We start from the raw sequence: 23,078 nt of genomic DNA, 5'->3' as shown, positions 1-23,078 counted from the left end.
CGGGCGCTAGACTTTCAGCGTGAGTCACCCGACGTCGACGCCGAAAACCGGTCTGCTGTACCGGCTCTACCAGCGTCGCCTGCGGCGGGAGATCGACCTCGATCGGGTCCCGCACCACATCGCGGTGATCGTCGACGGCAACCGTCGCTGGGCCAAGCAGCGCCTGCAGGAGCGCGCCGCGTTCGGCCATCGCGCGGGTGCGCGCAAGATCCCCGAGTTCCTCGGCTGGTGCGAGGAGGCGGGCGTCGAGGTCGTCACGCTCTATTTGCTCTCGGCCGACAACCTGAACGCCCGGGATCGGGTGGAGCTCGACGACCTCTTCGGGATCATCGCCGAGCTCGCTACCCTGCTGTCGCAGAACCCGCGCTGGCGCGTGAAGCACGTGGGCGCCTGCGAGGGACTGTCGCCCGAGCTCACCGAGGCGCTGCAGACGGCGGAGGCCGAGACCGCGGACCACACCGGGCTGCATATCAACCTCGCGGTCGGATACGGCGGGCGCAGCGAGATCACCGCCGCCGTGCGCAGTGTCATCGCCGAGCACCAGGCCGCCGGCGGCACCATCGACACCCTCGCGGACAAGCTGACCCCCGAGACCATCGGCGAGAACCTGTGGACCCGCGGGCAGGCCGATCCCGACCTCATGATCCGCACCTCCGGAGAGCAGCGGCTGTCCGACTTCATGATCTGGCAGTCCGCGCACTCCGAGTTCTACTTCGTCGAGGCGCTGTACCCGGATCTGCGCGAGGTCGACTTCCTGCGCGCACTCCGCGACTACTCCACCCGACAGCGCCGGCTGGGAGGCTGACCATGACCCGACGTGACCACAGCCTTCCGGATCTCGCCGGGCAGCGCGTCCTCGTGACCGGTGCCTCCGGCGGCATCGGGGGCGGGATCGCGCGGCGCTTCGCCGCCGCCGGCGCCCGACTGGCCCTGCACTACCGGGGCGCCAGCACGAGCTCGACCGACGCCGCGTTCGCGCTCGTCGAGGAGCTGCGCGAGCTCGGTGCCGAGGCGGTCGCGGTGCGCGCGGATCTGGCCGATGCGGGGTCGGCCGAGCGGCTCGTGGACGACGCGGTGCGCGCGCTCGGCGGGCTCGACGGGGTCGTGAACAACGCCGGGATCCAGCCGCTCCAGATGCTCGCGGAGACGTCCCGTGAGGCCTGGGACGAGGTGCTCGCGACGAACCTGGGCGCGGTGTTTGAGGTGTCGCGCGCCGCGGCGGCCGCGATGGGCGTCGATGCGGAGTCGGGGCACGCCGGCCCCGACGTCGGTCCCCGCGGGAGCGCGCCGCGAAATCGCTGGATCACGCACATCGCCTCGATCGAGGCGAGTCGCCCGGCCCCGGCCCACGCGCACTACGCGGTCGCGAAGGCGGGCCTCGTGATGCACGCCCGCGCCGCGGCACTCGAACTCGGCCCGCTCGGGATCCGCGTCAACACCGTGTCGCCGGGTCTCGTCGCGCGCCCGGGCCTCGCCGAGGCCTGGCCCGAGGGGGTCGCGAGCTGGGAGTCGACGGCGCCACTCGGCCGCCTCGCGACGACCAGCGACATCGGCAACGCGTGCGTGCTGCTGGCGTCGGACGCGGCCGCCTTCATCACCGGCCAGGATCTGGCCGTCGACGGCGGCATGCTCGCGACCCCGGGCTGGTGAGCACGATGCGCGTGTCTGTGGTTTCCTGTGCCGTTGCCGTTGCCGTTGCCGTTGCGGTTGCGGGGTCAGTTTGGGGGAGTGTTCGGGCCGCCACACCCCGCACAAGTGACCCCGGAACCGGTGAAGCACGAGCTTGGCGCCCGAGACCGATCAAGAACCTGAGCAGAAGAGGGACCGCATGACTGAACAGGACCAGCGCACCGAAACCGCGCCGAGCTCCGAAACCGCGCCGAACGCCGAGACGGTGCTCCGCGCCGAAGCGATGCTGACGCCGGACGGGGTCGTGACCGACGCCGAGCTGGCCTTCGACGCCGACGGCCGCATCACCTACGCCGGTCCCGCGCGGCCCGCATCGGTCGTCACCCACGAACTCGCCGGTCGCGTGCTCATGCCGGGCCTCGTGAACGGCCACACGCACTCCGCCATGACCCTCCTCCGCGGCGTCTCCGACGACGAGGGGTTCATGCCCTGGCTCGCGGCGGTCCAGTCGCTCGAGCAGCACCTGACCCACGAGGACGTGGCCGTCGGACTCCAGCTCGCGATGGTCGAGATGATCGAGACCGGCACGACCGCCTTCGCCGACATGTACCACTGGGACGCGGAGCTCATCGAGCTCGTGCGCTCCGCGGGCATGCGGGTGCTCGCGGCGCCCGCCTCCTTCTCTCCGGAGATCGTCGGGTTCCCGAGCGTCTCGCCCTGGAACGGGGCCGACGCGACCGACGAGACCGAGGCGCTCGCGGAGCGCTACGCGAACGACCCGCAGATCCGGATCGCCTACGGCCCCCACGCGCCCTACACCTGCCCGCCCGAGTTCCTGAGCGACATCGCGCGGCGCGCGGTCGAGCGCGGGATCCCGATCCACACCCACATCTCGGAGTCCGCCGCGGAGGTCGAACAGATCCTCGAGCGCTACGGCGCCACACCCGGCGACCACCTCGAGTCGGTCGGCCTGTTCGAGGCGAGTGTGCTCGCGGCCCACTGCGTCCACATCACGGATCGTGAGATCGAGCTCTTCGCGCGCACCGGCACCGCCGTGAGCCACAACCCCGTCTCGAACCTGAAGCTCGGCAACGGCATCGCGCGGCTGCCCGAGCTCATGGACGCCGGGATCCGACTCACCCTCGGCACGGACTCCGTCGCGAGCAACAACAGCCTCGACCTCTTCGAGGAGATCAAGACCGGCACGATCCTGCACCGCGGAGCGCGGCAGGACGCGGCCATCGTGCGCGCCGCCGACGTCATCGACATCGCCACCAGCCGAGGCGCCGAGGCGATCGGTTTCCCCGAGACCGGCGCCCTCGAGCCCGGCCGCCTCGCCGACGTCATCGCGCTCGACGTCACCGGATCGGCCGCCACCCCGTTCGATCCGGCCTCGCTCGTCTCGCACCTCGGCTTCGGCGCGACCGGCGCCGATGTGCGCGAGGTCTTCATCGGCGGGCGCCACGTCTACGCCGATGGGGCGCACACCACCCTCGACGCCGCGGCGATCCGGGATCGCGCGACGGCCGCCCGGCACCGGCTGAGTGAAGCCGCGGCTGCCGCCACCGACTGACCGATCCACCGAGTCACCCGATCACCGACTGACCGGCCGGCTCACCCGCCCGCCCACTCCCCACCCACGACCGAAAGGTGCCGCACATGGCCCCCGTCCGACTCCCCGCCGACGCCGAACTCCCGCTGCTGCGCGCCCGCGTCTCCGACCTCACGGAGCGTGCGCTCGTGGTCGGGGATCCCGGCCGCGCCGCCCGCGTCGCCGAACTGCTCGACGACGTGACGCAGCTCACCGCGAACCGGGAGTACCACGTCTACCGCGGCACCTACCGGGGCGTCCCGGTGACGGTCGCCTCGCACGGCGTCGGCGCCGCGGGTGCGGCGGTGTGCTTCGAGGAGCTCGCGCGCGGCGGGGTGAGCCGCATCATCCGATCGGGAACGGCGGGCGGGATCCAGCCCGAGGTCGTCGACGGCGCCATCGTGGTCGCGACGGGCGCCGTGCGCGCCGAGGGCGTGAGCCACCAGCTGGTGCCGACCGAGTTCCCTGCGATCGCCACCCCCGAACTCACCATCGCGCTCACCGCCGCGGCGGCCGAGACCGGGCTGCGCGTGCACCGCGGCATCGTGCTCACGGGCGACATGTTCTACCCGAGCGAGGTCATCACCGGCATCGACCACCGGCTGTGGCAGCGCGCCGGCATCGTGGCGGTCGAGATGGAGGCCGCCGCGCTCTTCGTGATCGCGTCGCTGCACGGGATCGAGTCCGGTGCCGTCTTCGCGATCGATGGCAACCCGCTCGCCGCGAAGGACGACGCGATGGACGGATACGATCCGTACCGCGAGATCGTGACGCAGGCGGTCGATGGCGCGCTCACCGCCGCACTCGACGTGCTGGTGGCGTAGCGGAGCGCCGCGGGCGCTCGCCGGCCTGGCGCCCGCCGGAGGGGCGCCCAGCCCGCGAGGCGCTACGCGATCCGGGAGCGGTCGAACGCGTCGAGGCTGATGCCCTGCTCGAGCACCTGCTTCGACCACTCCTTCGCGGAGTGCAGGCTGTGGTCGCGGTAGTTGCCGCAGCTGAAGGCGTCCGTGCCGGGCACATCGTCCCAGGTGATCCGCTCGACCAGATCCTCGAGCGAGCTCTTGATCGCCGAGGCGACCTCCTCGGGGGAGGGCTCGCCCCACGCGATGAGGTGGAACCCGGTGCGGCAGCCGAACGGGGAGATGTCGATCAGCCCGTCGAAGCGCGTGCGGATGAGGCCGGCGATCGTGTGCTCGATCGTGTGCAGACCCGCGGTCGGGATCTCACCGGCGTTCGGCTGCACGAGACGGATGTCGTAGTTCGAGATCGCGTCGCCCCTCGGGCCGCGCTCGACGCCGATACGGCGCACGTACGGGGCCAGTACACGGGTGTGATCGAGGGCGAAACTCTCGACCTCTGCCAGTTCTACTTCGCTCATGCGGCCAGTGTATCGAGGTGATCTCGGCCGCGCTCCCGAGTGAAGCCGGGTTACGCGGGGTGGTGTCGCGGGGATACGCCAAACGGGCACCGAGCCTCCGGAGGGAAGCTCGACGCCCGTCAGGGGTGGTCGACTACGCGGCGCGCGCGAGGTCCTTGCGCGTCAGCGCGATGCGCGAGAGGGATCCCTCGGGATCCTCCTCCACGTGCACGCTCCAGCCGGCGCGACCCAGTCGCTTCAGATCGAGCTGAGCGTCCGAGAGACGGTCGGTCTCGACGAGGTACAGCGTGCGACCCGACGAGCGGTACACCGAGCGGTGCTGAGCCCAGTCGGGGATGTGCATGCCGGCGCCGTCGCCGAGCGAGTGGTAGGGCGTGCGCAGCGGCTGCGGCGCGACGTGGGTGATGTTCGTGATGGTCATTCTGGTCCTTCCTGGTGCACGCGTGTGCACGTGGCGGCCTCCGTATTCCGTACGGAGCACTGCCGTGTGCCCGAGTTCGGGCGTCATGATGCGGGTGCACGCGGATTGCGCGCACCGAATTGCCTGCCGGGCGACTGTCGGATGAACAGACCGTGGAATCAAGCCCGTGGCGCTGAGTTTCTGTTGCGATCGTGCGGAGTAAGAGTGGTCCGGCCCATCCATGGGCGGAGTCACGCACCTCACCAGTGAACTCAACTGATCAGCATACGTGAGATTCCGTCGGAGCGCTAGGCTTGAATCGAATTTCTTTTCCCGCCCTCCGAACATTGGAGCTGCCGCATGCCGTCGAACCCGACCGCGTTCGTCCCGAATCTGCCGGCCCCGACCCTCCTGGTGTTCGCGCACCGCGACGAGGCCACGGCGTTCGCCGATGTGCCGCACCTCGTGACCGGGGTCGGCAAGGTGAATGCGGCGTCGTCGCTCGCCGGTGCGCTCGCCGCCGGGGACGTGGCGCGGGTCGTGGTGCTCGGGACCGCCGGGGTGGTCGGCGACGGCGAGGATCGGCTCGATCTCGACACGGTGTACCAGGTCACGGGAGTGGTGCAGCACGACTTCTCACTGCCCTCACCCGAGCTGCGCCCCGCGGGTGACGTGGTGCTGCCGGATCGCACCGCCACCCTCGCCACCGGCGACGTGTTCGTGAAGGACGACGCGCAGCGTACCCACATCCAGGGCCTCGGAGCCGGGCTCGTAGATATGGAGGCCTACGCGTACGCCGCGATCTGCGAGCGCTTCGACGTGCCGCTGCAGCTCTTCAAGATCCCCTCCGACTTCGCGGACAGCTCGACGACGGACGAGGAGTGGGACACCATCGTGTTCCGCAAGAGTGAGCAGCTCCGCGAGTTCTGGGAGAAGCGGCTCGCCTGACGGCCCGCGTCGGGCGTGAGCCGAGGCACGTGGGCCGAGGCGCGCGCGTGAGCCGACCACGCGCGCGGTAGGGCAAGATGTTCGTATGCCCCAGGTCGTCGAACTCATCCGCTATCCCGTCAAGGGCTTCACCGCCGAGCCCCGCGAGTCGCTCGAGGTCCAGGCGGACGGCAGGATCGCCGGAGACCGTGTGCTCGCCTTCCGCTTCGCGCGGGCGGCGACCCCGGAGATCCGCGACGGCCTCGAGTACTGGCCCAAGTCGAAGGGCCTGTCGCTCCAGGACTTCCCGGCGCTCGCGGCTCTGCGGCTCGCGTATGACGACGCGCGTCTGCGGGTCCGGATCACTCACCAGGGTGCGGAACTGGTGGAGGCGGGGCTGGACGACGCGGGGCGAGCCGAGCTCGTCGGCGCCGTCACCGAGTTCGTGCTCGCATCTCCGGAGGGCCGGCGGCTCGGCGGGCCGGGCCGGCTGCCGCTCGTGCTCGTCGGCGACGGGGTGACCTCCCGCTTCCAAGACCGCGCCCGCGGGTTCGTGTCCGTGCACAGCCGCGCGAGTGTCGCAGCGCTCGAGGCGGCGATGGGCGCCGAGGTCGACGGTCGGCGGTTCCGGTCCAACGTCGTCGTCGACGGGATCGACGCCTGGCAGGAGCTCGCGTGGGAGGGCGCCGTGGGGTTCGGCAACGTCGAATTCCGCACGGAGGGGCCGATCGTGCGGTGCCTCGCGACGCACGCGAACCCCGATACCGGCGTGCGCGACGTCCCCGTGCTCACCGGACTGAAGAGTGAGGTCGGGCAGGCGCAACCCACGCTCGGCCGGTTGCTGCTCCCCGGTGGCACTGGTGGCCCCGATGGTGGCGATGGTGGCGACGGCACCGGGGGCACGATCCGGCTCGGCGACGAGGTCAGGATCGGCGCGCCCGCAGCCCATGCCTAGGCCGATGCGGCGCCCGGCGTCGATCCCGCGAGCAAGGCGCGGCTCGTGACTGCAGCGGAGCCTCCGTTCGCGCAGGTGCGCTGGTGCGTGCTGGGGCGTACTGCCGGGGGCGCAGTCGAAGCCCTCGACCTCGCGGACGGTGCGGGGTCGGTGACCCTCTCCAAGGAGGAGTTCCCCGGCTGGATCGCCGAGCGGGAGGCCGGCGGGGCGCCGCGCTGGGTGTGGAGCGACACCGCCTCCTGGCTGCCGCCGCTGCTCACGGCCGGGGTGCGGGTCGAGCGCTGCCACGATCTGCGGCTGAGTCACGCGATCCTGCAGCGCTCAGAGCTGGTGCGGGATCCCGCGCCGCTGCGCGCGGCCGTCGAGTGGGAGGCGGGCGCGACGGCACCGGCCGAGCCGACGTCCGCGCCGATGCTCTTCGAGCTCGAGGATCCGGCGGAGTCGACGCGCTCCGTGCCGCACGGGGTGGACGCGGCGCTGGCCGAGTTCGCACGCCAGCGGGCCGCACTGGCCGCGGCGCACGCACCGGCGCGTCTGCAGCTGCTGCTCGCCGCGGAATCGGCCGGCGCGATCGTCGCCGCCGAATTGGAGGCGGCCGGGGTACCCTGGGATGCCGCGGAGCACGATCGTCTCCTGCGGGAGACGCTCGGCCCGCGCCCCGCGACGGGGGAGAAGCCAGCCCGCATGGTCGAGGTCGGTGCCGAGGTGCGCGCGGCGCTCGGCGATCCTCGAGCGAGCCTGGACTCGCCGCCGAAGCTGCTGCGCGCGCTGCGCGCCGCCGGGGTCGACGTCGGGTCGACGTCGCGCTGGGAGCTGGCGGAGCACGAGCACCCCGTGATCGCCCCGCTCCTGCACTACAAGAAGCTCGCGCGCCTCTTCACCGCGAACGGTTGGGCCTGGATCGACGAGTGGGTGCGCGACGGCCGCTACCGTCCCGTGTATGTGCCCGGAGGAGTGGTCACCGGACGCTGGGCATCGAGCGGGGGCGGGGCGCTGCAGTTGCCCCGTCAGCTGCGGACGGCGCTCCGCGCGGATCCCGGCTGGACCCTCATCACCGCCGACGTCGCGCAGCTCGAACCGCGGGTGCTCGCGGCGATGGCGGGGGACCGCGCGATGGCCGCGGCCGGATCCGGCACCGACCTCTACGCCGGGGTCGTCGCGAGCGGTGCGGTCGCCACCCGGGACGAGGCCAAGATCGCGGTGCTCGGCGCGATGTACGGCTCGACCACGGGAGACAGCGGGCGGCTCGTGCCCCGGTTGCGCCGCAGCTTCCCCGCGGCGATGCGGCTCGTCGACCACGCCGCCGAGGTGGGAGAGCAGGGCGGGGTGGTGTCGACGTGGCTCGGCCGCTCGTCGCCCGAGCCCGGCCCCGAGTGGCGTGAACTGCAGGCGCGCGCGAGCCTGCCCTCGGCCACGTCGCGGGACGAGGAGCGCGCCCGCCGAGCTGCCCGCGAGTACGGCAGATTCACGCGGAACTTCGTGGTGCAGGGCACCGCCGCCGAGTGGGCGCTCGCGTGGCTGGCGGAGCTGCGGCTGCGGCTCGCGGAGATCGATCCCGGCCCGGTCGCGGCGCCCGCCTCCGGGCCGGTGTTCGAGCGGCGGCCGCACCTCGTCTTCTTTCTGCACGACGAGATCATCGTGCACGCACCGGTCGAGCGCGCCGAGGCCGCGGCGGAGGCGGTGCGGGCGGCCGCGATCACCGCCGGGCGGCGATTGTTCGGCGAGATCCCCGTCGATTTTCCCCTCGACCTGCGCATCTCGGAGCGCTCGGGGAAGGGGTGAGGCGCGGCTGTCAGACCACCGGGGGAAGCGGCGCCGTGCGGGGAGAGGCCTCCGCACCGACCAGCACTATTCGATCACCGTGCTCCAGTGCCGTGCGGATCCGGAAGCCGTGCTCGGCAACCTCGACCGCGCACGCCAGCAGAGCCTCCGGGGTGGCGGCCTGCCCCGCGTCGACGATGAGGCCGAGGAGATCGTGCGGGCTCACCGCGGTGAAATCCGGGCCGACCTCTTCCGGGACGTGCACGTCGAAGCCGAGTGCGCGGCAGGCCGGGAAGGCGAACGCGACGGGCTCGAGCCGATCGCCGCGGATGAGGGCCAGATCGAGGCCGCGATCCTGCCACCAGAGGGCGTTGAGCACGACCGGGTTGGCCCACGTGAGCAGGTCGGAGGCCGCGCGGCCGGAGGTGATGCCGGCGCGGCGCAGCCGGTCCGCGGCGCGTTGCACGGCTGCCGGATCGATCACCGGTGACGCCGTCGCGACGGCGGTCTCGGCCGATCGCGCCGCAGCGGGACTTCGCGGCGCGATGATCAGATCCTGATAGTCCATCGGACCGCAGTCCGGGCGTCCGCTCCAGTGTCCATGGGCGACCTCGGGCTCCGCGAACCCGGCGTCGCGGAGCGCTCGGAGCACGAGTGCACGGGGGTGCGCGATGGCGAGCTCGGGGGAGCTCGCGTCCTCGACCCGGCTCGGGCCGTGCGGCCAGCGCATGGTGTACTCCGAGCGCCCCTCGGCGAGCAGCCGATCCACCTCGTCGTCGAGGAGGAAGAACGTCGCAACGAGTCGGCCCGTCGGCGCGAGGGTGCGCGCGGCTTCTCGAACATAGGCGGTGACGGTCCCGAAATCGACGTGCGTCATCACCGAGATCAGGGTCACGAGGTCGAGACTGGCGTCTGCGAACGGGAATCGGTACTGCGCGCCGTCGATCGTCCCCTCCGCGTTGTAGACCTGGCTCTCGATGTCGACGCGGGCGAACGTGAGATTGGGATGCGCCGGGGTGATGTTCGCCGAGGCCCACGCAACGGCGTCGGCGTGCGGATCCAGGCCGATGTACTGCTGCTCCGGAGTGAGCCGCGTCGCGAGCTCGAGCGCGATCCGCCCGTAGCCGCAGCCCAGGTCGAGGATGCGCGCGTGGTCCGGGAGTGCCTGTCGGGTCAGGATCCCCGCGTAGTAGCGTGCGATGCCGGGATCCGAGCCTCCATTCAGTCGGTGCGCGAGGGAGATCGGGGGTGGCTCGTACCCCGATCGACCGTTGGCCGAATCGGTGTGCAGTCGTGTGGTGAGATCACTCAGGAATCGGGGGAGGTCGTCGTCCTCGGGGAGCTGATCCACTGCGGTCGGGATCGCGGCGGCGGGGCTCGTCGGCTGCTCGACACCCCCGAAGAGTCGTTTCACAGATTCCCACACGGGCTGAAGTGTAGCGAGCCTGCGCGTCGAGGGAAAGGGGGCGGGCGGTCGTTTGACGGGTCTCCGGGTCGCCTGGTTGTGTGGAAGACACCATCCGTACATCAGATGAAGGAGTTGCCACGATGTTCAAGACTCGTCGGAAGGCCGCGGCCGTGACGGCCGCCTGCGCACTCGCTCTGGGCGGTCTCAGCGTCGCCGCGGCGCCCCCGGCCCCCGCTGAAGCGGCCGGATACACCTATCTCTACGAGACCGACTTCGAGACCTTCTCGGCGTGCAACACGAAGCGCCTGACCATGAACTCGTCGTGGACCCGATCCAGCCAGTGCTTCATTTTCTACGACACGGACGCGAACGGCAACCGCGTGGGCCCGAACGTCTGGAAGTTCACGGTCTCGGTGCGGGGCTAGCCGGCACGCCGCCGGGCGGAGGGGTGTCGGCTGGAGGCGCCGTGGCTACACGGCCACACCCTCCAGGCGGTACCCCATTCCCGGCTCCGTGAGCAGATGCACCGGGTTCGCGGGATCCGCCTCGAGCTTGCGCCGCAGCTGCGAGACGTACAGTCTCAGGTAGCCGGTGTCTTCGGCGTGCTCGGTGCCCCAGATGCTGGTCAGGATCGTCTGCCGGGTGACGAGCTTGCCGGCGTTGCGGATGAGGATCTCGATGAACTGCCACTCCGTGGGGGTGAGGCGGATCTGCTTGATGCCGTCGGGCGTCTCCCGGGTCACACTGTGCGCCGCGAGATCGATCGTGACCCCGCCCAATCGAACAACCGGTGAGGGGTCCTCCTGGGCGACGCGCCGCGTCAGCGCGCGGATCCGCGCCAGCAGCTCCTCGATCGCGAAGGGTTTGGTGATGTAGTCGTCGGCCCCCGCGTCGAGGGCCTCGACCTTGTCGGCGGCCCCCGCGCGGCCCGAGACGACGAGGATCGGGGCCTGCGACCAGCCGCGGATGCTGTGGATCACGTCGATCCCGTCGAGTTTCGGCATGCCGAGGTCGATGAGGAAGAGATCGGGATGCTCCTCGATGGCGGCCGAGATCGCCTGCACGCCGTCCGCCGCCGTCAGGATCTCGTACCCCTTGGCCGTGAGCGTGATGCGGAGCGCGCGAAGGATCTGCGGATCGTCATCGGCGATGAGGATTCTCATGGTGTCTCCTGGCTCGAGTGGGTGGTGGGAAGCGAGATGACCATGGTGAGGCCGCCGCCCGGGGTGTCCTCCGGCGTGAGCGTGCCGTGCATGGCCTCCACGAATCCGCGCGACAGCGCGAGCCCGAGCCCGAGCCCGGTGGTGTTGTCGGTGTCGCCCAACCGCTGGAACGGCAGGAACATGTCGTCGCGCTTCTCCGTCGGAATCCCCGGCCCGCGATCGACGATGCGGATCTCGAGACGATCGCCGAAGGTGCTCGTGCTCACGTGAATCGGCACCCCCGCCGGTGAGAACCGGGCGGCGTTGGTGAGGAGGTTCACGAGCACGCGCTGGAGCAGGACGGGGTCCGCCCGGACGAGCGTGCTGTCGTGATGGAGGGCCAGAGTCACGTCGGTGGGACCCAACTGCAGTTCATCGAGGGCGGGCGCGATGGTCTCCCCGGGGTCCGTGGGAATGTCGGCGATCGTGAGCACCTCGGCCTGCAACCGGCTGACGTCGAGGAGATCGGTCACGAGTGTGGCGAGCGAGGTGAGGCTCTCATCCGCGGTTTCGAGGAGCTCTGCTCGATCCGCCGGTGCGAGGCGCGGGCCCGCGGTCTTGAGCCCGCCCACGGCCGCGGCCGCCGCAGCGATGGGGCGGCGCAGGTCGTGGCTCAGTGCGGACAGGAGCGCGCCTCGCACCCGATCCGACGCGGCGAGGGGCTCGATCTGCCGGGCGGTCTGCGTGAGGTGCTCGTGTTCGATGGCGGCGGTCAGCTGCGCGGCGACGACGGCGAGCAGTCGCTGTTCAGAAGCGGCGAGGTCGGGGCCGTGGAGCTCGAGTGCGGTGTCGTCCGTCACCCGAATGCTGGCGTGACGGCCGTCCGGCAGCGGCTCCCCCGCGGACGCGAGCACCTCGCCGTCTCTGACGAGGAGCACACCGGGCAGCTGAAACGCCTCCCGGGTGCGATCGATCAGCGCCTGGATGGCGTTGTCGCCCCGGAGCACACTTCCGGCGATCGTCTGGATGAGCTCGGATTCGGCCGCCGAACGTCGTGCGGCACGGGTGGTGCGCGCGGCCCGATCGACGATCACGCTGACGAGGCTCGCGATGATGACGTACAGCACGAGCGACAGCAAGTGGTGGGTCTGGTGGATATGGATCGTGTACAGCGGCTCGATGAACAGGAAGTCGAGGGTGACACCGGAGAGGACCGCGGCGAAGAGCGCCGGCCAGATGCCGCCGACGAGCGCGACGATGACGACGAGCAGCTGATACGCGAGGACGTCGGTGGTGATGGAGTCCTCGCTCCGGAACGCGCTGAGCAGGCCCGTCAGCACCGGACCGCCGATCAGGGCCACCGCAAGGCCCAGGAGGCGGCGCTTTCGAGTCAGGGCACCGGTGAGGGGTGGCAGGGTGAACCGTCTTCCTGCGGCCGCATGATTGACCATGTGCACATCGATGTCGCCGGACTCGCGAACCACGGTGGCGCCGATCCCGGCACCCGTGAGTGCTCCGGCGAGTCGGCCTCGCCGGCTCGCCCCCAAGACCAGCTGCGTGGCATTCACCGAGCGGGCGAACTCGACGAGCGACGTCGGAACGTCGTCCCCGATCACCTGATGGAAGGTGCCGTTGAGCTGTTCCACGAGTGCGCGCTGTTGGGCGAGCGCGGCGGGATTCCCCGTCCGGAGACCGTCCTGACTGGTGATGTGGACTGCGACGAGCTCGCCGCCCGCGGAGCGCGCGGCGATGCGGGCGCCTCGCCGGAGGAGCGTCTCTCCTTCCGCACCTCCGGTGAGCGCGACGACCACACGCTCGCGCGCCTCCCAGGTGCGATCGATCCCGTGGTCCTTCCGGTAACCCTTGAGAGCCTGGTCGACCTCATCGGCCAACCAGATCAGCGCGAGTTCACGCAGCGCGGTGAGATTCCCCAACCGGAAGTAATTCGACAGGGCAGCGTCGATGCGTTCCGCGGGGTAGACGAATCCGCCGTCGAGCCGGTCCCGCAACGCCTGCGGAGCGAGATCGACGAGTTCGATCTGCTCGGCACCGCGGAGGAAGCTGTCGGGCACGGTCTCCCGCTGGGGCACTCCCGTGATCTGCTCCACCACATCATTCAGGGATTCGATGTGCTGGATGTTCAGCGTCGAGATGACGTCGATCCCCGCGGCGAGCAGTTCGTCGACGTCCTGCCAACGCTTCTCGTTCCGCGAACCGGGGGCGTTGGTGTGCGCGAGCTCGTCCACCAGGGCAATGGAGGGACGGCGCTCGAGCACCGCGTCGAGATCCATCTCTTCGAGCGTGACTCCTCGATGCTCGACTCGGAGACGGGGAACCTCGGGGATCCCGTCGGCCAGTGCCGCAGTGACCTTCCGTCCGTGGGTCTCAACGATCCCGACGACGACGTCCTTCCCCTCGCCGAGCAACCGACGGCCGTCTTCGAGCATGGTGTAGGTCTTGCCGACGCCGGGGGCAGCCCCGAGCAGCACTCGCAGCTGTCCCCGTTTGGGCATCGCTAGTCTCCCCACTCGTCCAGTGCGAGGTTCAGTTCGAGAACGTTCACACGGGTCTCCCCCAAGTATCCCAAGTCCGGGGCATTCGTGTGCGCAGCGACCAGCTCGCGAAGCTCGCGCTCCGTGATCCCGCGAGCACTCGCGACTCGCGCGATCTGGATCTCCGCGTACGCGGGACTGATGTGCGGGTCGAGTCCGGAGGCGGAGGCGGTTACGGCGTCGGCCGGAACGTCGTCTTCCGGGACACCGTTGAACGTCGCGATCTGAGCTTTGCGCTCACTGATCGCAGCGATCAGATCCTCGTTCTCCGGGCCGTAGTTGGACCCTGAAGATGCGCCGCCGTCGTACCCGTCGCCGGCTGCGGAGGGCCGCGACTGGAAGTACTCGGGAATCGGGTTGCCGTCCGCGTCGGTGAAGGTCTGGCCGATCAGTGATGACCCGACCGGGTCCCCGTCCTGGCTGGTGATGATCGACCCGCTGGCTTGGCCGGGGAGAGCGACGTGCCCGATACCGGTGATGAGGAGGGTGTAGCCGACGCCGAGGGCGGCGGTGAGCAGCGCCATGGTTCGGGTGGCGACCCAGATGGTGCGCCCGATTCCGCGAGCTTGTGTGTTCATGATGTTCTCTGCTTTCCGAAGGGGTGTCAGAAGCCGGGGATGAAGCGGACGAGCAAGTCGATCAGCCAGATCCCGATGAAGGGGGCGATCACGCCGCCCAGCCCGTACACGGCGAGGTTGCGGCCGAGGATGCGGGACGCGTTCCCGGGCCGGTACTTCACTCCGCGCAAGGCGAGCGGGATGAGGAACACGATCACGATGGCGTTGAAGATGATCGCCGACAGCACCGCCGAGGCCGGCGAGTGCAGCCCCATGATGTTCAGCGCGGCGAGCTGCGGGAACACTCCCATGAACATGGCGGGGATGATCGCGAAGTACTTCGCGAGGTCGTTCGCGATCGAGAACGTGGTCAACGCTCCCCGGGTGATCAGCAGCTGCTTCCCGATCCGTACCACGTCGATGAGCTTGGAGGGGTCGCTGTCGAGATCGACCATGTTGCCGGCCTCTTTCGCCGCCGAGGTTCCGGAGTTCATGGCGACCCCGACATCGGCCTGCGCGAGCGCGGGTGCGTCGTTCGTGCCGTCGCCGGTCATCGCGACCAGGTTCCCGCCTTCCTGCTCCTTACGGATGTAGGCGAGTTTGTCCTCCGGGGTGGCTTCGGCGAGGAAGTCGTCGACGCCGGCTTCCTTCGCGATCGCGGCAGCGGTGAGAGGGTTGTCGCCGGTGATCATCACCGTGCGGATGCCCATCGCGCGCATCTCGGCGAACTTCGCCGGCAGCCCCTCCTTGACAACATCCTTGAGATGCACCACACCGAGCAGACGCCCCGCACCGGTCGCGTCCTTGGTGGCGACGACGAGCGGGGTGCCGCCGGACTGGGAGATGCGCTCGACATATTCGTTGAGCTCCGCGACCAGCGACGACGGCAACCGTTCACCACCGTCTTCCAACCACGCCATGATTGCAGAGCCTGCGCCCTTGCGAATCTGGGTGCCATCGGACAGGTCCAGGCCCGACATGCGGGTCTGCGCCGTGAACGGGACGATCTCCCCGGTCGTGTTCCGATCGACCTCTCCGTGCTCACGCTCGGCGAGGTCCACGATCGACACGCCCTCCGGGGTCGGGTCGGCCAGCGACGACAGCGCGGCGGCCCGGACCAGCTCCTGCTCCTGCACCCCGCCGACGCGGACGAACGCGCTGGCGCGCCGGTTGCCGTAGGTAATGGTGCCGGTCTTGTCCAGCAGCAGCGTCGTCACATCGCCTGCGGCTTCGACCGCACGCCCGGACATCGCCAGGACGTTGCGTTGCACGAGCCGATCCATCCCGGCAATGCCGATGGCCGAGAGCAGCGCCCCGATGGTGGTGGGGATGAGGCACACGAGGAGCGCGACCAGCACGGTGACGCTCACGGGGGCGGCCGCGTAGGACGCGATCGGGTTCAGGGTGAGCGCGACGACGACGAAAATGATCGACAGTGACGCGAGCAGGATGTTCAGCGCGATCTCGTTCGGCGTCTTCTGCCGTGCCGCGCCCTCGACGAGGGAGATCATCCGATCCACGAACGTCTCACCGGGCTTGGAGGTGATGCGCACCACGATCCGGTCCGAGAGGACGCGCGTGCCGCCCGTCACCGCCGATCGGTCGCCGCCGGACTCGCGCACCACGGGGGCGGACTCTCCGGTGATGGCGGACTCGTCAACGGACGCGATGCCCCAGACGATGTCGCCGTCACCGGGTATGAGTTCGCCGGCGGTGACGACCACGAGGTCGCCCAGCGTGAGGTCGGAGGACGAGACCTGGGTGATGCCGACGGACTCCGCGGAGGGATCCGGCGCCGGATAATAGTCGTCCAGTCGGTTGGCCAGGGTGCTCGTGCGTGTCTTCCGGAGCGTCTCGGCCTGCGCTTTGCCGCGGCCCTCCGCCACCGACTCGGCGAGGTTCGCGAAGAGCACGGTCAGCCACAGCCAGACCGCGATGGCCCAGGTGAAAGAGAGTGGTACGCGCGTTCCGCCCGAGTCGGCGGGTCCGCCGATCACGGGTTCCGCGAGGGCGAGGATCGTCGTGAAGGCCGCACCGATCCACACCAGGAACATGACGGGGTTGCGCCACTGCTCCCGGGGATCGAGTTTTCGGAATGCTCCGGGAATGGCCGCCCGGATCTGATTCCAGGAGAACCCGGTCGTGCGGGTGTGAGTGGACGTCGGCGACGAGTGCGTCGCAGTGAGTGTGGACATGGGTTACATCAGCCCTTCCGCTAGCGGACCTAGCGCGAGAACGGGGAAGAAGGTGAGTGCGGTCACCAGAACGGTGACCACGGTCAGCAGCCCGATGAACATCGGACGGTGCGTGGGGAGGGTGCCGGACGTGGACGGGACCTTGTCCTGAGCGGCGAGAGAGCCCGCCAGGGCGAGGACGAACACGATCGGTACGAACCTGCCCAGCAGCATCGCGACGCCCAGCGCGGTGTTCAACCACGGAGTGTTCGCGGTGAGACCCGCGAATGCGGAACCGTTGTTGTTCGCCGCGGAGGTGAACGCGTACAGCACCTCGGACATGCCGTGGATACCGGGGTTCCAAATCGACGTGCTCTCCACTTCTTCCCGGATTCCGGGAATCGCGAAGCTCAGCGCCGTTCCGACGAGCACCAGAGTGGGCATCACGAGGATGTAGAGCGCGGCGAGCTTGATCTCGCGCGGACCGATCTTCTTGCCCAGATACTCCGGGGTGCGGCCGATCAGCAGGCCGGAGATGAACACGGCGATCACAGCGAGGATGAGGATGGCGTAGATGCCGGAACCGACGCCACCAGGGGTGACTTCGCCGAGCATCATGTTGAGCATCGGCATCATCCCGCCCAGGGCGGTGAAGGAGTCGTGCATCGAGTTCACTGCGCCGGTGGAGGTGCCGGTGCTCGTGGTGGCAAACAGGGTGGAGCCGATGATCCCGAACCGCTGTTCCTTGCCCTCCATCGCCCCGCCCGCAAGGCCCGGGGCGGTGCCCGTTCCCGCGGATTCGAGCGCGGTGAGGATGCTGAACGACGCCACATACAGGATCGCCATCACCGAGAGGATTGCGTATCCCTGACGGTTGTCACCCACGATCCGCCCAAACGTGCGGGGCAGGGAGAACGGGATGGCGAGCATCAGCAGGACCTCGAACACACTCGTCCACGCCGCGGGGTTCTCGAATGGGTGGGACGAGTTCGCGTTGAAGAACCCGCCGCCGTTGGTGCCGAGGAGCTTGATCGCCTCCTGCGAAGCCGTCGGACCGCCGGGGATCGTCTGCGTGGCCCCGGTGATCGTCGTGACGGTGGTGAAGCCAGTGAAATTCTGGATCACCCCGCCGATCATCAACACGATCGCACCGACCACGGCGATGGGCAGCAGGATGCGCAGCGTGCCGCGGATCAGGTCGACCCAGAAGTTTCCGACCGTGCCCGAACGCCGATAGGCGAAACCACGCACCAGCGCAATCGCGACCGCGATGCCCACCGCGGCCGACACGAAGTTCTGCACTGCGAGGCCCGCGAACTGCACGGTGTAGCCAAGCGTCGACTCCGGTGAATAGGACTGCCAGTTCGTGTTCGTCACGAACGACACGGCCGTGTTGAACGACAGATGCTCCGACGGAGCCGTCAGGCCCAGAGAGTACGGCAGCCACTGCTGGAGGCGCTGCAGGCCGTACACGATCAGGACCCCGATCGCGGAGAACGCGAGCACGCTGCGCAGGTACGCCTGCCAACTCTGCTCGGACCTCGCGTCGACGCCGATGATCTTGTAGATCCCGCGTTCGACCTTCCAGTCCCTGCGGGAGGTATAGACCCACGCCATATAGTCACCGAAGGGGCGATACAGCACGCCCATGATGATGGCGACGGTGGCGAAGGCGAGGAGCGCGTACACCCCGGTCATCAGAAGCGCTCCGGTTTCACGAGCGCGAACACGAGATAGCCGATCGCCGCGATCCCGAGGCCGACGGCGAGCAGCTCGAATACGATCACAGCTTCTCCACCGCCTTGGCCAGCAGGCCCAAGAGGGCGAACAATGCGATCACGCCGACCGCGTACACGATGTCAAGCACACCAAACTCCATTCGGAGAACCGCGGCAGCAGGATCGCTCACCGCACGACCCGATGTCGGTCGCAGTTCCTGATCAAACACCACCGCGGCGCGGCATGTCGGGGTCCTCACGGAACCCATACGGGGATCGCCCGGACCCTCACGGTTTGCTTACGAGAGGTGCCTGGATTCGCGCCCTGGGTGCGGTGCGGTGTCACCGAACCGCAACGAAGAAACCCCCGCGATCCCAATGCTGGAGAGGGATCTGCGGGGGTTTCTGGTGGCGGTGACGGTGGGATTTGAACCCACGGTAGGGGGTTACCCTACACAACTTTTCGAGAGTTGCACCTTCGGCCGCTCGGACACGTCACCGCGGAAAAGCCTAGAGGATTCGGTCGCGGATTGCGAATTGGAGCCCGCGAAACCCGCGTGTCGGTGGTCGCCGCTAGGCTCACCCCATGGCAAAAACGAGTGGCGGATACACCTGCGCCGAGTGCGGCTGGCAGACCTCGAAGTGGGTCGGCCGGTGCGGAGAGTGCCAGCAGTGGGGCACCGTGCAGGAGGTCGGCGCCGCGAAGGCCACACTCGCGCGCACGACTCGAGCGGCTGCGCCGACGGCGGGCCGCGAGGCGCGTCCCATCACCGATCTCCAGGTCGACGCGGTGCGGCACCAGCCCACCGGCATCGGCGAGCTCGACCGGGTGCTGGGCGGGGGTGTGGTGCCGGGCGCCGCGATCCTGTTCTCGGGGGAGCCGGGGGTCGGCAAGTCCACCCTGCTGCTCGATGCTGCCGCGCGGGGCGCCGCGTCCGGTGCCCGCGTGCTCTACGTGAGCGGTGAGGAGTCGACCGGGCAGATCCGCATGCGCGCGGAGCGCACCGGGTCGCTGCGCGATTCCCTCTACCTGGCGAGTGAGACGGACCTCGCCACGGTGCTCGGACACATCGAGGCGGTCGATCCCGCGCTCGTGATCGTCGATTCCGTGCAGACCCTGGCGAGCGACCAGGTCGACGGCGGCGCGGGCGGCCCCGCCCAGGTGCGCGAGGTCGCGGCGGCGCTGATCCGGGTCGCGAAGGAGCGCGGCACCCCCGTGATCCTGGTCGGCCACGTCACGAAAGACGGCTCAGTGGCCGGCCCGCGACTGCTCGAGCACCTCGTCGACGTCGTCTGCCACTTCGAGGGGGACCGGCAGTCGGCCCTTCGATTCCTCCGCACCCTGAAGAACCGCTACGGTCCGACGGACGAGATCGGCTGCTTCGAAATGACGGGCGCGGGCATCAGTGAGGTCGCGGATCCGAGCGGGCTGTTCCTGAGTCGCACGACGGCCCCGGTGAGCGGCACCTGCGCCACCGTGGCGATGGAGGGTCGCCGGGCGCTGCCGGTCGAGGTGCAGGCGCTCGTGGCGAAGAGCGCCACTCCGAACCCGCGGCGCGTGACGAGCGGGGTGGACCCGTCTCGCGTCGCCATGATCCTCGCGGTGCTCGAGCGCCGCGTGGGGGCACGCCTCCACGATCAAGACGTGTACGTCTCCACGGTCGGCGGCGTCAAGCTCTCGGAGCCGGCGGCCGATCTGGCGATCGCCCTCGCGGTTCTCTCGGCGATCTCCGACCGGCCGCTCCCGCACGACCTTGCTGCGTTCGGGGAGATCAGCCTGGCCGGTGAGATCCGCCCGGTCGTCGGCGGTGCGCAGCGTTCGAGCGAGGCGACGCGGCTGGGGTACACCGCGCTCATCGACGCGCGCGCCGAGACGCTCCACCAGGCGCGAGGCGCAGCTGGATTGGCACGCAACGAATGAGAGGTAGACTTGCGGATCGTGAGTAAAAACACGGTAGATGTCGTCCTCATCGGTGGCGGCGTGATGAGCGCAACCCTCGGCACCCTGATCAAGCAGGTGCAGCCGGACTGGTCGATCGAGGTCTTCGAATCCCGCACCGCGGTGGCGACCGAGAGCACCAACGCCTGGAACAACGCGGGCACCGGCCACGCGGCACTCTGCGAGCTGAACTACATGCCCGAGGCCGCGGACGGCAGCCTGTCCCCTGCAAAGGCGATCGACATCAACGAGCAGTTCCAGCTCTCCCGCCAGTGGTGGTCGACGCTCGTGCAGAAGGGGATCCTCGGAGACCCCTCGACCTTCATCAACCCGACCCCGCACATGACGTTCGTGCGGGGCGAGGCGAACGTTGACTACCTGCGTCGCCGCTTCGAGATCCTGAAGGACGAGCCGCTCTTCGCCGACATGGAGTTCAGCGACGATCCCGCGCAGATCGCCGAGTGGGCCCCGCTCCTCGTCGATCGTCGCTCCAAGGACGAGGTCTTCGCCGCGACCCGCTCCGAGAGCGGCACCGACGTCGACTTCGGCGCCGTCACGCACCAGCTCTTCGACTACCTCGTCTCCCAGGGAGCGAAGCTCCACCTCGGCCACCAGGTGCGCAAGCTCAAGCGCCGGGCCGATGGCACGTGGGACGTGTTCGTGCGCAACCTCGCCGGCTACGGCAAGCAGGTCGTGAACGCGAAGTTCGTGTTCGTCGGCGCGGGCGGCGGCGCGCTGTCGCTGCTGCAGTCGTCCAAGATCCCCGAGATCAGCGGGTTCGGCGGGTTCCCGATCAGCGGCAAGTTCCTGAAGACCGACAACCCCGAGATCGTGGCGCAGCACAAGGCCAAGGTCTACGGCAAGGCCGCCGTGGGTGCGCCGCCGATGTCGGTGCCGCACCTCGACACCCGGGTCGTCGACGGTAAGGAGAGCATCCTCTTCGGCCCGTACGCCGGGTTCAGCCCGAACTTCCTGAAGAAGGGCTCCTGGTGGGATCTGCCGGGCTCGATCCGCGCCCACAACATCGGCCCGATGCTCAAGGTCGGCCTGACGCAGTGGTCGCTGGAGAAGTACCTCGCGGGTGAGCTCATGGCGAGCCGCGAGACGCAGATGAACACGCTCCGCGAGTACATGCCCACGGCGCGCACCGCGGACTGGGAGATGATCACCGCGGGCCAGCGCGTCCAGGTCATGAAGAAGGACCCCGAGAAGGGTGGCATCCTGCAGTTCGGCACGGAGGTCATCACCGGAGCCGAGGGCTCGATCGCCGGGCTCCTCGGCGCCTCGCCGGGTGCGTCCACCGCGGTGTACGCCATGCTCGGAGTCCTCGAGAAGTGCTTCCCCGAGCAGTACGCCGGCGAGTGGAGCAAGACCTTCACCGCGCAGGTGCCGTCGCTCGGCACCGGCCTCAACGGCGACCCCGAGGCGGCACGCGCCTCGCTGGCGGCGACGTCCGAGGTGCTCGGGCTGAGCCGACGCGCGGTCGAGTCGGCCTGACCCGGTTTCGGGAGCGACGGCGCGGCTCCTCGGAGCGGTGCCGTCGAGCCGGCGCGGCACGCGCGATCCCGCGCGGTCGCGCAGTGCCCGTCCTACCGCGCGGAGCCGTCCGCGAGGAGCTGTTCTAGGAACTCCGCCGTGTCCTCCCAGCCGGTGACGGCGTGGCAGGCGACCCCGAGCGCTTTCACCGGGTAGTCGTTGCCGTCCGGGTCGAGCCGGTCTCCGACGAACAGCATGTCGTCGAGCGGGATCCCCGTGTGCTCTTCGAGCTTGCGCATGCCGTAGGCCTTGTCGATCCCGCGCCGCGTGATGTCGACCGAGGTGGATCCGCCGCTGCGCACCTCCAGCTCGGGCAGTCGTGCAGCGACCGCGGCGCGCAAGGCGTTCTTCTTGCGGCCATCCGGATCCCACGCGTGCTTCGGGGCGACCGGGGCACGCTGCCCGAGCGCGGAGAACGTGACCTGCGAGCCGCGATCCTCGAGGATCTCACCCCACGGCGACGTCTCCCAGAGCCCGAGTCGTTCAGCCTCCTCGCGGAGTGCCGCGAGGGCGGCCGAACGCTGCTCGGGATCGAGGTGCTCGCGGTAGACCGTGCGCCACGCGCCCTGCTCCCGGCGCTCGTAGCGGGTGCCGCACGTCGGCAGCAGGTGCAGGCGTTCGAGCGACGCCTCGTCGATGCCGTCGAGTCGAGAGACGAGCTGCGTCTCGAACTGCTCGAAGTTGCCGCCGGAGATCACGGCGACGGTGGTGCGGTCGAGCAGTGCGGCGAAGGCGCGGAGCATTCGCGGGTCGACCGCGGACTTCGAGGGGGCCAGGGTGTCGTCGAGGTCGAACGCGACGAGGCGCGGCAGAGCAGTCATTCGACCAGTCTCTCACGGGGTGCCGCTCGCGCCCCGGTCACCACCCGAGCGCACGCGCCCCGATCACTCGTCGAAGTCGGGCAGGGAGGTCGCATTCGCGTAGAAGCGCACGTCGACCCGCGCGAGCCCGGTGCCCTCGAAGATGATCCGGTAGCTGCCGGGCATCGGCACCTGCGCGTCGGCGAGGGCGAACACCATCGGGATGTACCCGAAGCTGTCATTGCCCCCGCCGAGGCTGAACGTGCCCTCGAGGCTGAAGACCTCGGCGCCGCCGACGGAGGGCTCGCAGCGGGCGCGGAAGGTGCGCTCGGGATCGCCCCGCCGCGCCTCGTTCTCGTCGTACTCCACGACGACCACGAGCGTGGCGCCGAGCGGGGCGGGGTAGGTGTCACGATTGATCGTATTGATGAAGCCCGAGAGCACCCCGAGGGTGCCCTCGCGGACGTTCGCGGCGTCGGCCAGGAATGCTGCGGCGATCTTCACGTGGTCCTCCGGTTCGGTCCGTGGGTCCACTCTGCCATGTTCGGCTGGGCGGTGGACGTGGATGCGGGGTCGGTGATGCCGGGGTGCTGCGGTCCTGCACCAGCAGG

General features: G+C 69.6%; 22 protein-coding genes and 1 tRNA gene. 10 read left to right on the top strand and 13 right to left on the bottom strand.

The features are described 5' to 3' along the window. Nucleotides 1–19 precede the first annotated feature (19 nt). The 4 genes from MUN76_RS06530 to MUN76_RS06515 all read left to right on the top strand — a co-directional run bounded on the left by MUN76_RS06530 (nucleotide 20) and on the right by MUN76_RS06515 (nucleotide 4,044). Nucleotides 20–805, top strand: a complete 786-nt coding sequence (locus MUN76_RS06530; protein ID WP_244688211.1) for an isoprenyl transferase — start codon at nucleotides 20–22, stop codon at nucleotides 803–805. A gap of 2 nt (nucleotides 806–807) precedes the next feature. After that, on the top strand, nucleotides 808–1,650 hold the full coding sequence (locus MUN76_RS06525) for an SDR family NAD(P)-dependent oxidoreductase (RefSeq protein WP_244688209.1): 843 nt from the start codon (nucleotides 808–810) through the stop codon (nucleotides 1,648–1,650). Between the two features lie 178 nt (nucleotides 1,651–1,828). Further along, the gene (locus tag MUN76_RS06520) at nucleotides 1,829–3,202 is read left to right on the top strand and encodes an amidohydrolase (protein WP_244688207.1); all 1,374 of its coding nucleotides are present in this window, start codon (nucleotides 1,829–1,831) and stop codon (nucleotides 3,200–3,202) included. Between the two features lie 86 nt (nucleotides 3,203–3,288). Next, complete coding sequence (locus tag MUN76_RS06515) at nucleotides 3,289–4,044, top strand: nucleoside phosphorylase (protein ID WP_244688205.1); 756 nt, start codon at nucleotides 3,289–3,291, stop codon at nucleotides 4,042–4,044. A 62-nt stretch (nucleotides 4,045–4,106) separates the two neighbouring features. Here the strand turns inward: MUN76_RS06515 and MUN76_RS06510 are convergent, their stop codons facing one another. Both MUN76_RS06510 and MUN76_RS06505 read right to left on the bottom strand, forming a co-directional pair. After that, on the bottom strand, nucleotides 4,107–4,598 hold the full coding sequence (locus tag MUN76_RS06510; protein WP_244688203.1) for an S-ribosylhomocysteine lyase: 492 nt from the start codon (nucleotides 4,596–4,598) through the stop codon (nucleotides 4,107–4,109). 133 nt (nucleotides 4,599–4,731) lie between these two features. Further along, nucleotides 4,732–5,019 carry a hypothetical protein gene (locus MUN76_RS06505; RefSeq protein WP_244688201.1) on the bottom strand — a complete coding sequence of 96 codons (288 nt, stop codon included), beginning with the start codon at nucleotides 5,017–5,019 and terminating at the stop codon, nucleotides 4,732–4,734. Nucleotides 5,020–5,358: 339 nt separating this feature from the next. Here MUN76_RS06505 and MUN76_RS06500 point away from each other — a divergent pair, with 339 nt between their 5' ends. The 3 genes from MUN76_RS06500 (at nucleotide 5,359) to MUN76_RS06490 (ending at nucleotide 8,662) form a co-directional block, all read left to right on the top strand. Beyond that, complete coding sequence (locus tag MUN76_RS06500; protein ID WP_244688199.1) at nucleotides 5,359–5,946, top strand: phosphorylase family protein; 588 nt, start codon at nucleotides 5,359–5,361, stop codon at nucleotides 5,944–5,946. 85 nt (nucleotides 5,947–6,031) lie between these two features. Then, a complete protein-coding gene (locus MUN76_RS06495; protein WP_244688198.1) occupies nucleotides 6,032–6,880 on the top strand; it encodes an MOSC domain-containing protein in 849 nt (282 codons plus the stop codon). A 45-nt stretch (nucleotides 6,881–6,925) separates the two neighbouring features. Continuing rightward, nucleotides 6,926–8,662 (top strand): bifunctional 3'-5' exonuclease/DNA polymerase, encoded by a 1,737-nt coding sequence (locus tag MUN76_RS06490; RefSeq protein ID WP_244688196.1) that lies wholly within the window; start codon nucleotides 6,926–6,928, stop codon nucleotides 8,660–8,662. A gap of 10 nt (nucleotides 8,663–8,672) precedes the next feature. Here the strand turns inward: MUN76_RS06490 and MUN76_RS06485 are convergent, their stop codons facing one another. Next, entirely contained in the window at nucleotides 8,673–10,067 is a 1,395-nt protein-coding gene (locus MUN76_RS06485; RefSeq protein WP_244688194.1) for a class I SAM-dependent methyltransferase, read from the bottom strand. Nucleotides 10,068–10,189: 122 nt separating this feature from the next. Between MUN76_RS06485 and MUN76_RS06480 the strand changes: the two genes are divergently transcribed. Beyond that, nucleotides 10,190–10,474 (top strand): hypothetical protein, encoded by a 285-nt coding sequence (locus tag MUN76_RS06480; RefSeq protein ID WP_244688192.1) that lies wholly within the window; start codon nucleotides 10,190–10,192, stop codon nucleotides 10,472–10,474. 45 nt (nucleotides 10,475–10,519) lie between these two features. On the opposite strand, the gene MUN76_RS06475 is transcribed toward MUN76_RS06480, so the two are convergent. The 8 genes from MUN76_RS06475 to MUN76_RS06445 form a co-directional block, all read right to left on the bottom strand. After that, nucleotides 10,520–11,212: a response regulator gene (locus MUN76_RS06475; protein ID WP_244688190.1), complete on the bottom strand. Its 693-nt coding sequence runs from the start codon at nucleotides 11,210–11,212 to the stop codon at nucleotides 10,520–10,522. Continuing rightward, complete coding sequence (locus tag MUN76_RS06470) at nucleotides 11,209–13,704, bottom strand: DUF4118 domain-containing protein (protein ID WP_244688189.1); 2,496 nt, start codon at nucleotides 13,702–13,704, stop codon at nucleotides 11,209–11,211. The genes MUN76_RS06475 and MUN76_RS06470 overlap by 4 nt, the downstream gene beginning before the upstream one ends. A 2-nt stretch (nucleotides 13,705–13,706) precedes the next feature. Further along, complete coding sequence (gene kdpC, locus MUN76_RS06465; protein WP_244688187.1) at nucleotides 13,707–14,321, bottom strand: potassium-transporting ATPase subunit KdpC; 615 nt, start codon at nucleotides 14,319–14,321, stop codon at nucleotides 13,707–13,709. A 26-nt stretch (nucleotides 14,322–14,347) separates the two neighbouring features. Further along, nucleotides 14,348–16,495: a potassium-transporting ATPase subunit KdpB gene (gene kdpB / locus MUN76_RS06460; RefSeq protein WP_244688185.1), complete on the bottom strand. Its 2,148-nt coding sequence runs from the start codon at nucleotides 16,493–16,495 to the stop codon at nucleotides 14,348–14,350. Nucleotides 16,496–16,498: 3 nt separating this feature from the next. Further along, on the bottom strand, nucleotides 16,499–18,124 hold the full coding sequence (kdpA, locus tag MUN76_RS06455; RefSeq protein ID WP_429953352.1) for a potassium-transporting ATPase subunit KdpA: 1,626 nt from the start codon (nucleotides 18,122–18,124) through the stop codon (nucleotides 16,499–16,501). Between the two features lie 47 nt (nucleotides 18,125–18,171). After that, the gene (locus tag MUN76_RS06450; RefSeq protein ID WP_244688181.1) at nucleotides 18,172–18,261 is read right to left on the bottom strand and encodes a potassium-transporting ATPase subunit F; all 90 of its coding nucleotides are present in this window, start codon (nucleotides 18,259–18,261) and stop codon (nucleotides 18,172–18,174) included. Then, entirely contained in the window at nucleotides 18,258–18,383 is a 126-nt protein-coding gene (locus MUN76_RS15500) for a hypothetical protein (protein ID WP_256451812.1), read from the bottom strand. Before MUN76_RS15500 ends, MUN76_RS06450 begins: the two co-directional genes overlap by 4 nt. A 218-nt stretch (nucleotides 18,384–18,601) precedes the next feature. Then, nucleotides 18,602–18,692, bottom strand: a tRNA-Ser gene (locus MUN76_RS06445). 86 nt (nucleotides 18,693–18,778) lie between these two features. Between MUN76_RS06445 and radA the strand changes: the two genes are divergently transcribed. Next, entirely contained in the window at nucleotides 18,779–20,113 is a 1,335-nt protein-coding gene (radA, locus tag MUN76_RS06440; protein ID WP_244688179.1) for a DNA repair protein RadA, read from the top strand. An 18-nt stretch (nucleotides 20,114–20,131) separates the two neighbouring features. Further along, nucleotides 20,132–21,628, top strand: a complete 1,497-nt coding sequence (locus tag MUN76_RS06435; RefSeq protein WP_256451811.1) for a malate:quinone oxidoreductase — start codon at nucleotides 20,132–20,134, stop codon at nucleotides 21,626–21,628. 92 nt (nucleotides 21,629–21,720) lie between these two features. Here the strand turns inward: MUN76_RS06435 and MUN76_RS06430 are convergent, their stop codons facing one another. Continuing rightward, a complete protein-coding gene (locus MUN76_RS06430; protein ID WP_244688178.1) occupies nucleotides 21,721–22,488 on the bottom strand; it encodes an HAD-IIB family hydrolase in 768 nt (255 codons plus the stop codon). A gap of 63 nt (nucleotides 22,489–22,551) precedes the next feature. Then, on the bottom strand, nucleotides 22,552–22,971 hold the full coding sequence (locus MUN76_RS06425) for a DUF6941 family protein (RefSeq protein ID WP_244688176.1): 420 nt from the start codon (nucleotides 22,969–22,971) through the stop codon (nucleotides 22,552–22,554). Between the last annotated feature and the right edge of the window lie 107 nt (nucleotides 22,972–23,078).

The organism is Leucobacter rhizosphaerae, from assembly GCF_022919175.1.
GTDB classification, from domain to species: Bacteria; Actinomycetota; Actinomycetes; order Actinomycetales; family Microbacteriaceae; genus Leucobacter; species Leucobacter rhizosphaerae.
Note: the sequence above shows the minus strand (reverse complement) of the source record. Positions and strands in the feature narration are given on the sequence as shown.

Bases quoted from the DNA above. Each gene is read 5' to 3' on its own strand.
- MUN76_RS06525 (WP_244688209.1), top strand. From the start codon at position 808: ATGACCCGACGTGACCACAGCCTTCCGGATCTCGCCGGGCAGCGCGTC.
- MUN76_RS06520 (WP_244688207.1), top strand. From the start codon at position 1,829: ATGACTGAACAGGACCAGCGCACCGAAACCGCGCCGAGCTCCGAAACC.
- MUN76_RS06515 (WP_244688205.1), top strand. From the start codon at position 3,289: ATGGCCCCCGTCCGACTCCCCGCCGACGCCGAACTCCCGCTGCTGCGC.
- MUN76_RS06510 (WP_244688203.1), bottom strand. From the start codon at position 4,598: ATGAGCGAAGTAGAACTGGCAGAGGTCGAGAGTTTCGCCCTCGATCAC.
- MUN76_RS06505 (WP_244688201.1), bottom strand. From the start codon at position 5,019: ATGACCATCACGAACATCACCCACGTCGCGCCGCAGCCGCTGCGCACG.
- MUN76_RS06500 (WP_244688199.1), top strand. From the start codon at position 5,359: ATGCCGTCGAACCCGACCGCGTTCGTCCCGAATCTGCCGGCCCCGACC.
- MUN76_RS06495 (WP_244688198.1), top strand. From the start codon at position 6,032: ATGCCCCAGGTCGTCGAACTCATCCGCTATCCCGTCAAGGGCTTCACC.
- MUN76_RS06480 (WP_244688192.1), top strand. From the start codon at position 10,190: ATGTTCAAGACTCGTCGGAAGGCCGCGGCCGTGACGGCCGCCTGCGCA.
- MUN76_RS06475 (WP_244688190.1), bottom strand. From the start codon at position 11,212: ATGAGAATCCTCATCGCCGATGACGATCCGCAGATCCTTCGCGCGCTC.
- MUN76_RS06470 (WP_244688189.1), bottom strand. From the start codon at position 13,704: ATGCCCAAACGGGGACAGCTGCGAGTGCTGCTCGGGGCTGCCCCCGGC.
- kdpC (WP_244688187.1), bottom strand. From the start codon at position 14,321: ATGAACACACAAGCTCGCGGAATCGGGCGCACCATCTGGGTCGCCACC.
- kdpB (WP_244688185.1), bottom strand. From the start codon at position 16,495: ATGTCCACACTCACTGCGACGCACTCGTCGCCGACGTCCACTCACACC.
- kdpA (WP_429953352.1), bottom strand. From the start codon at position 18,124: ATGGGCGTGCTGTATCGCCCCTTCGGTGACTATATGGCGTGGGTCTAT.
- radA (WP_244688179.1), top strand. From the start codon at position 18,779: ATGGCAAAAACGAGTGGCGGATACACCTGCGCCGAGTGCGGCTGGCAG.
- MUN76_RS06430 (WP_244688178.1), bottom strand. From the start codon at position 22,488: ATGACTGCTCTGCCGCGCCTCGTCGCGTTCGACCTCGACGACACCCTG.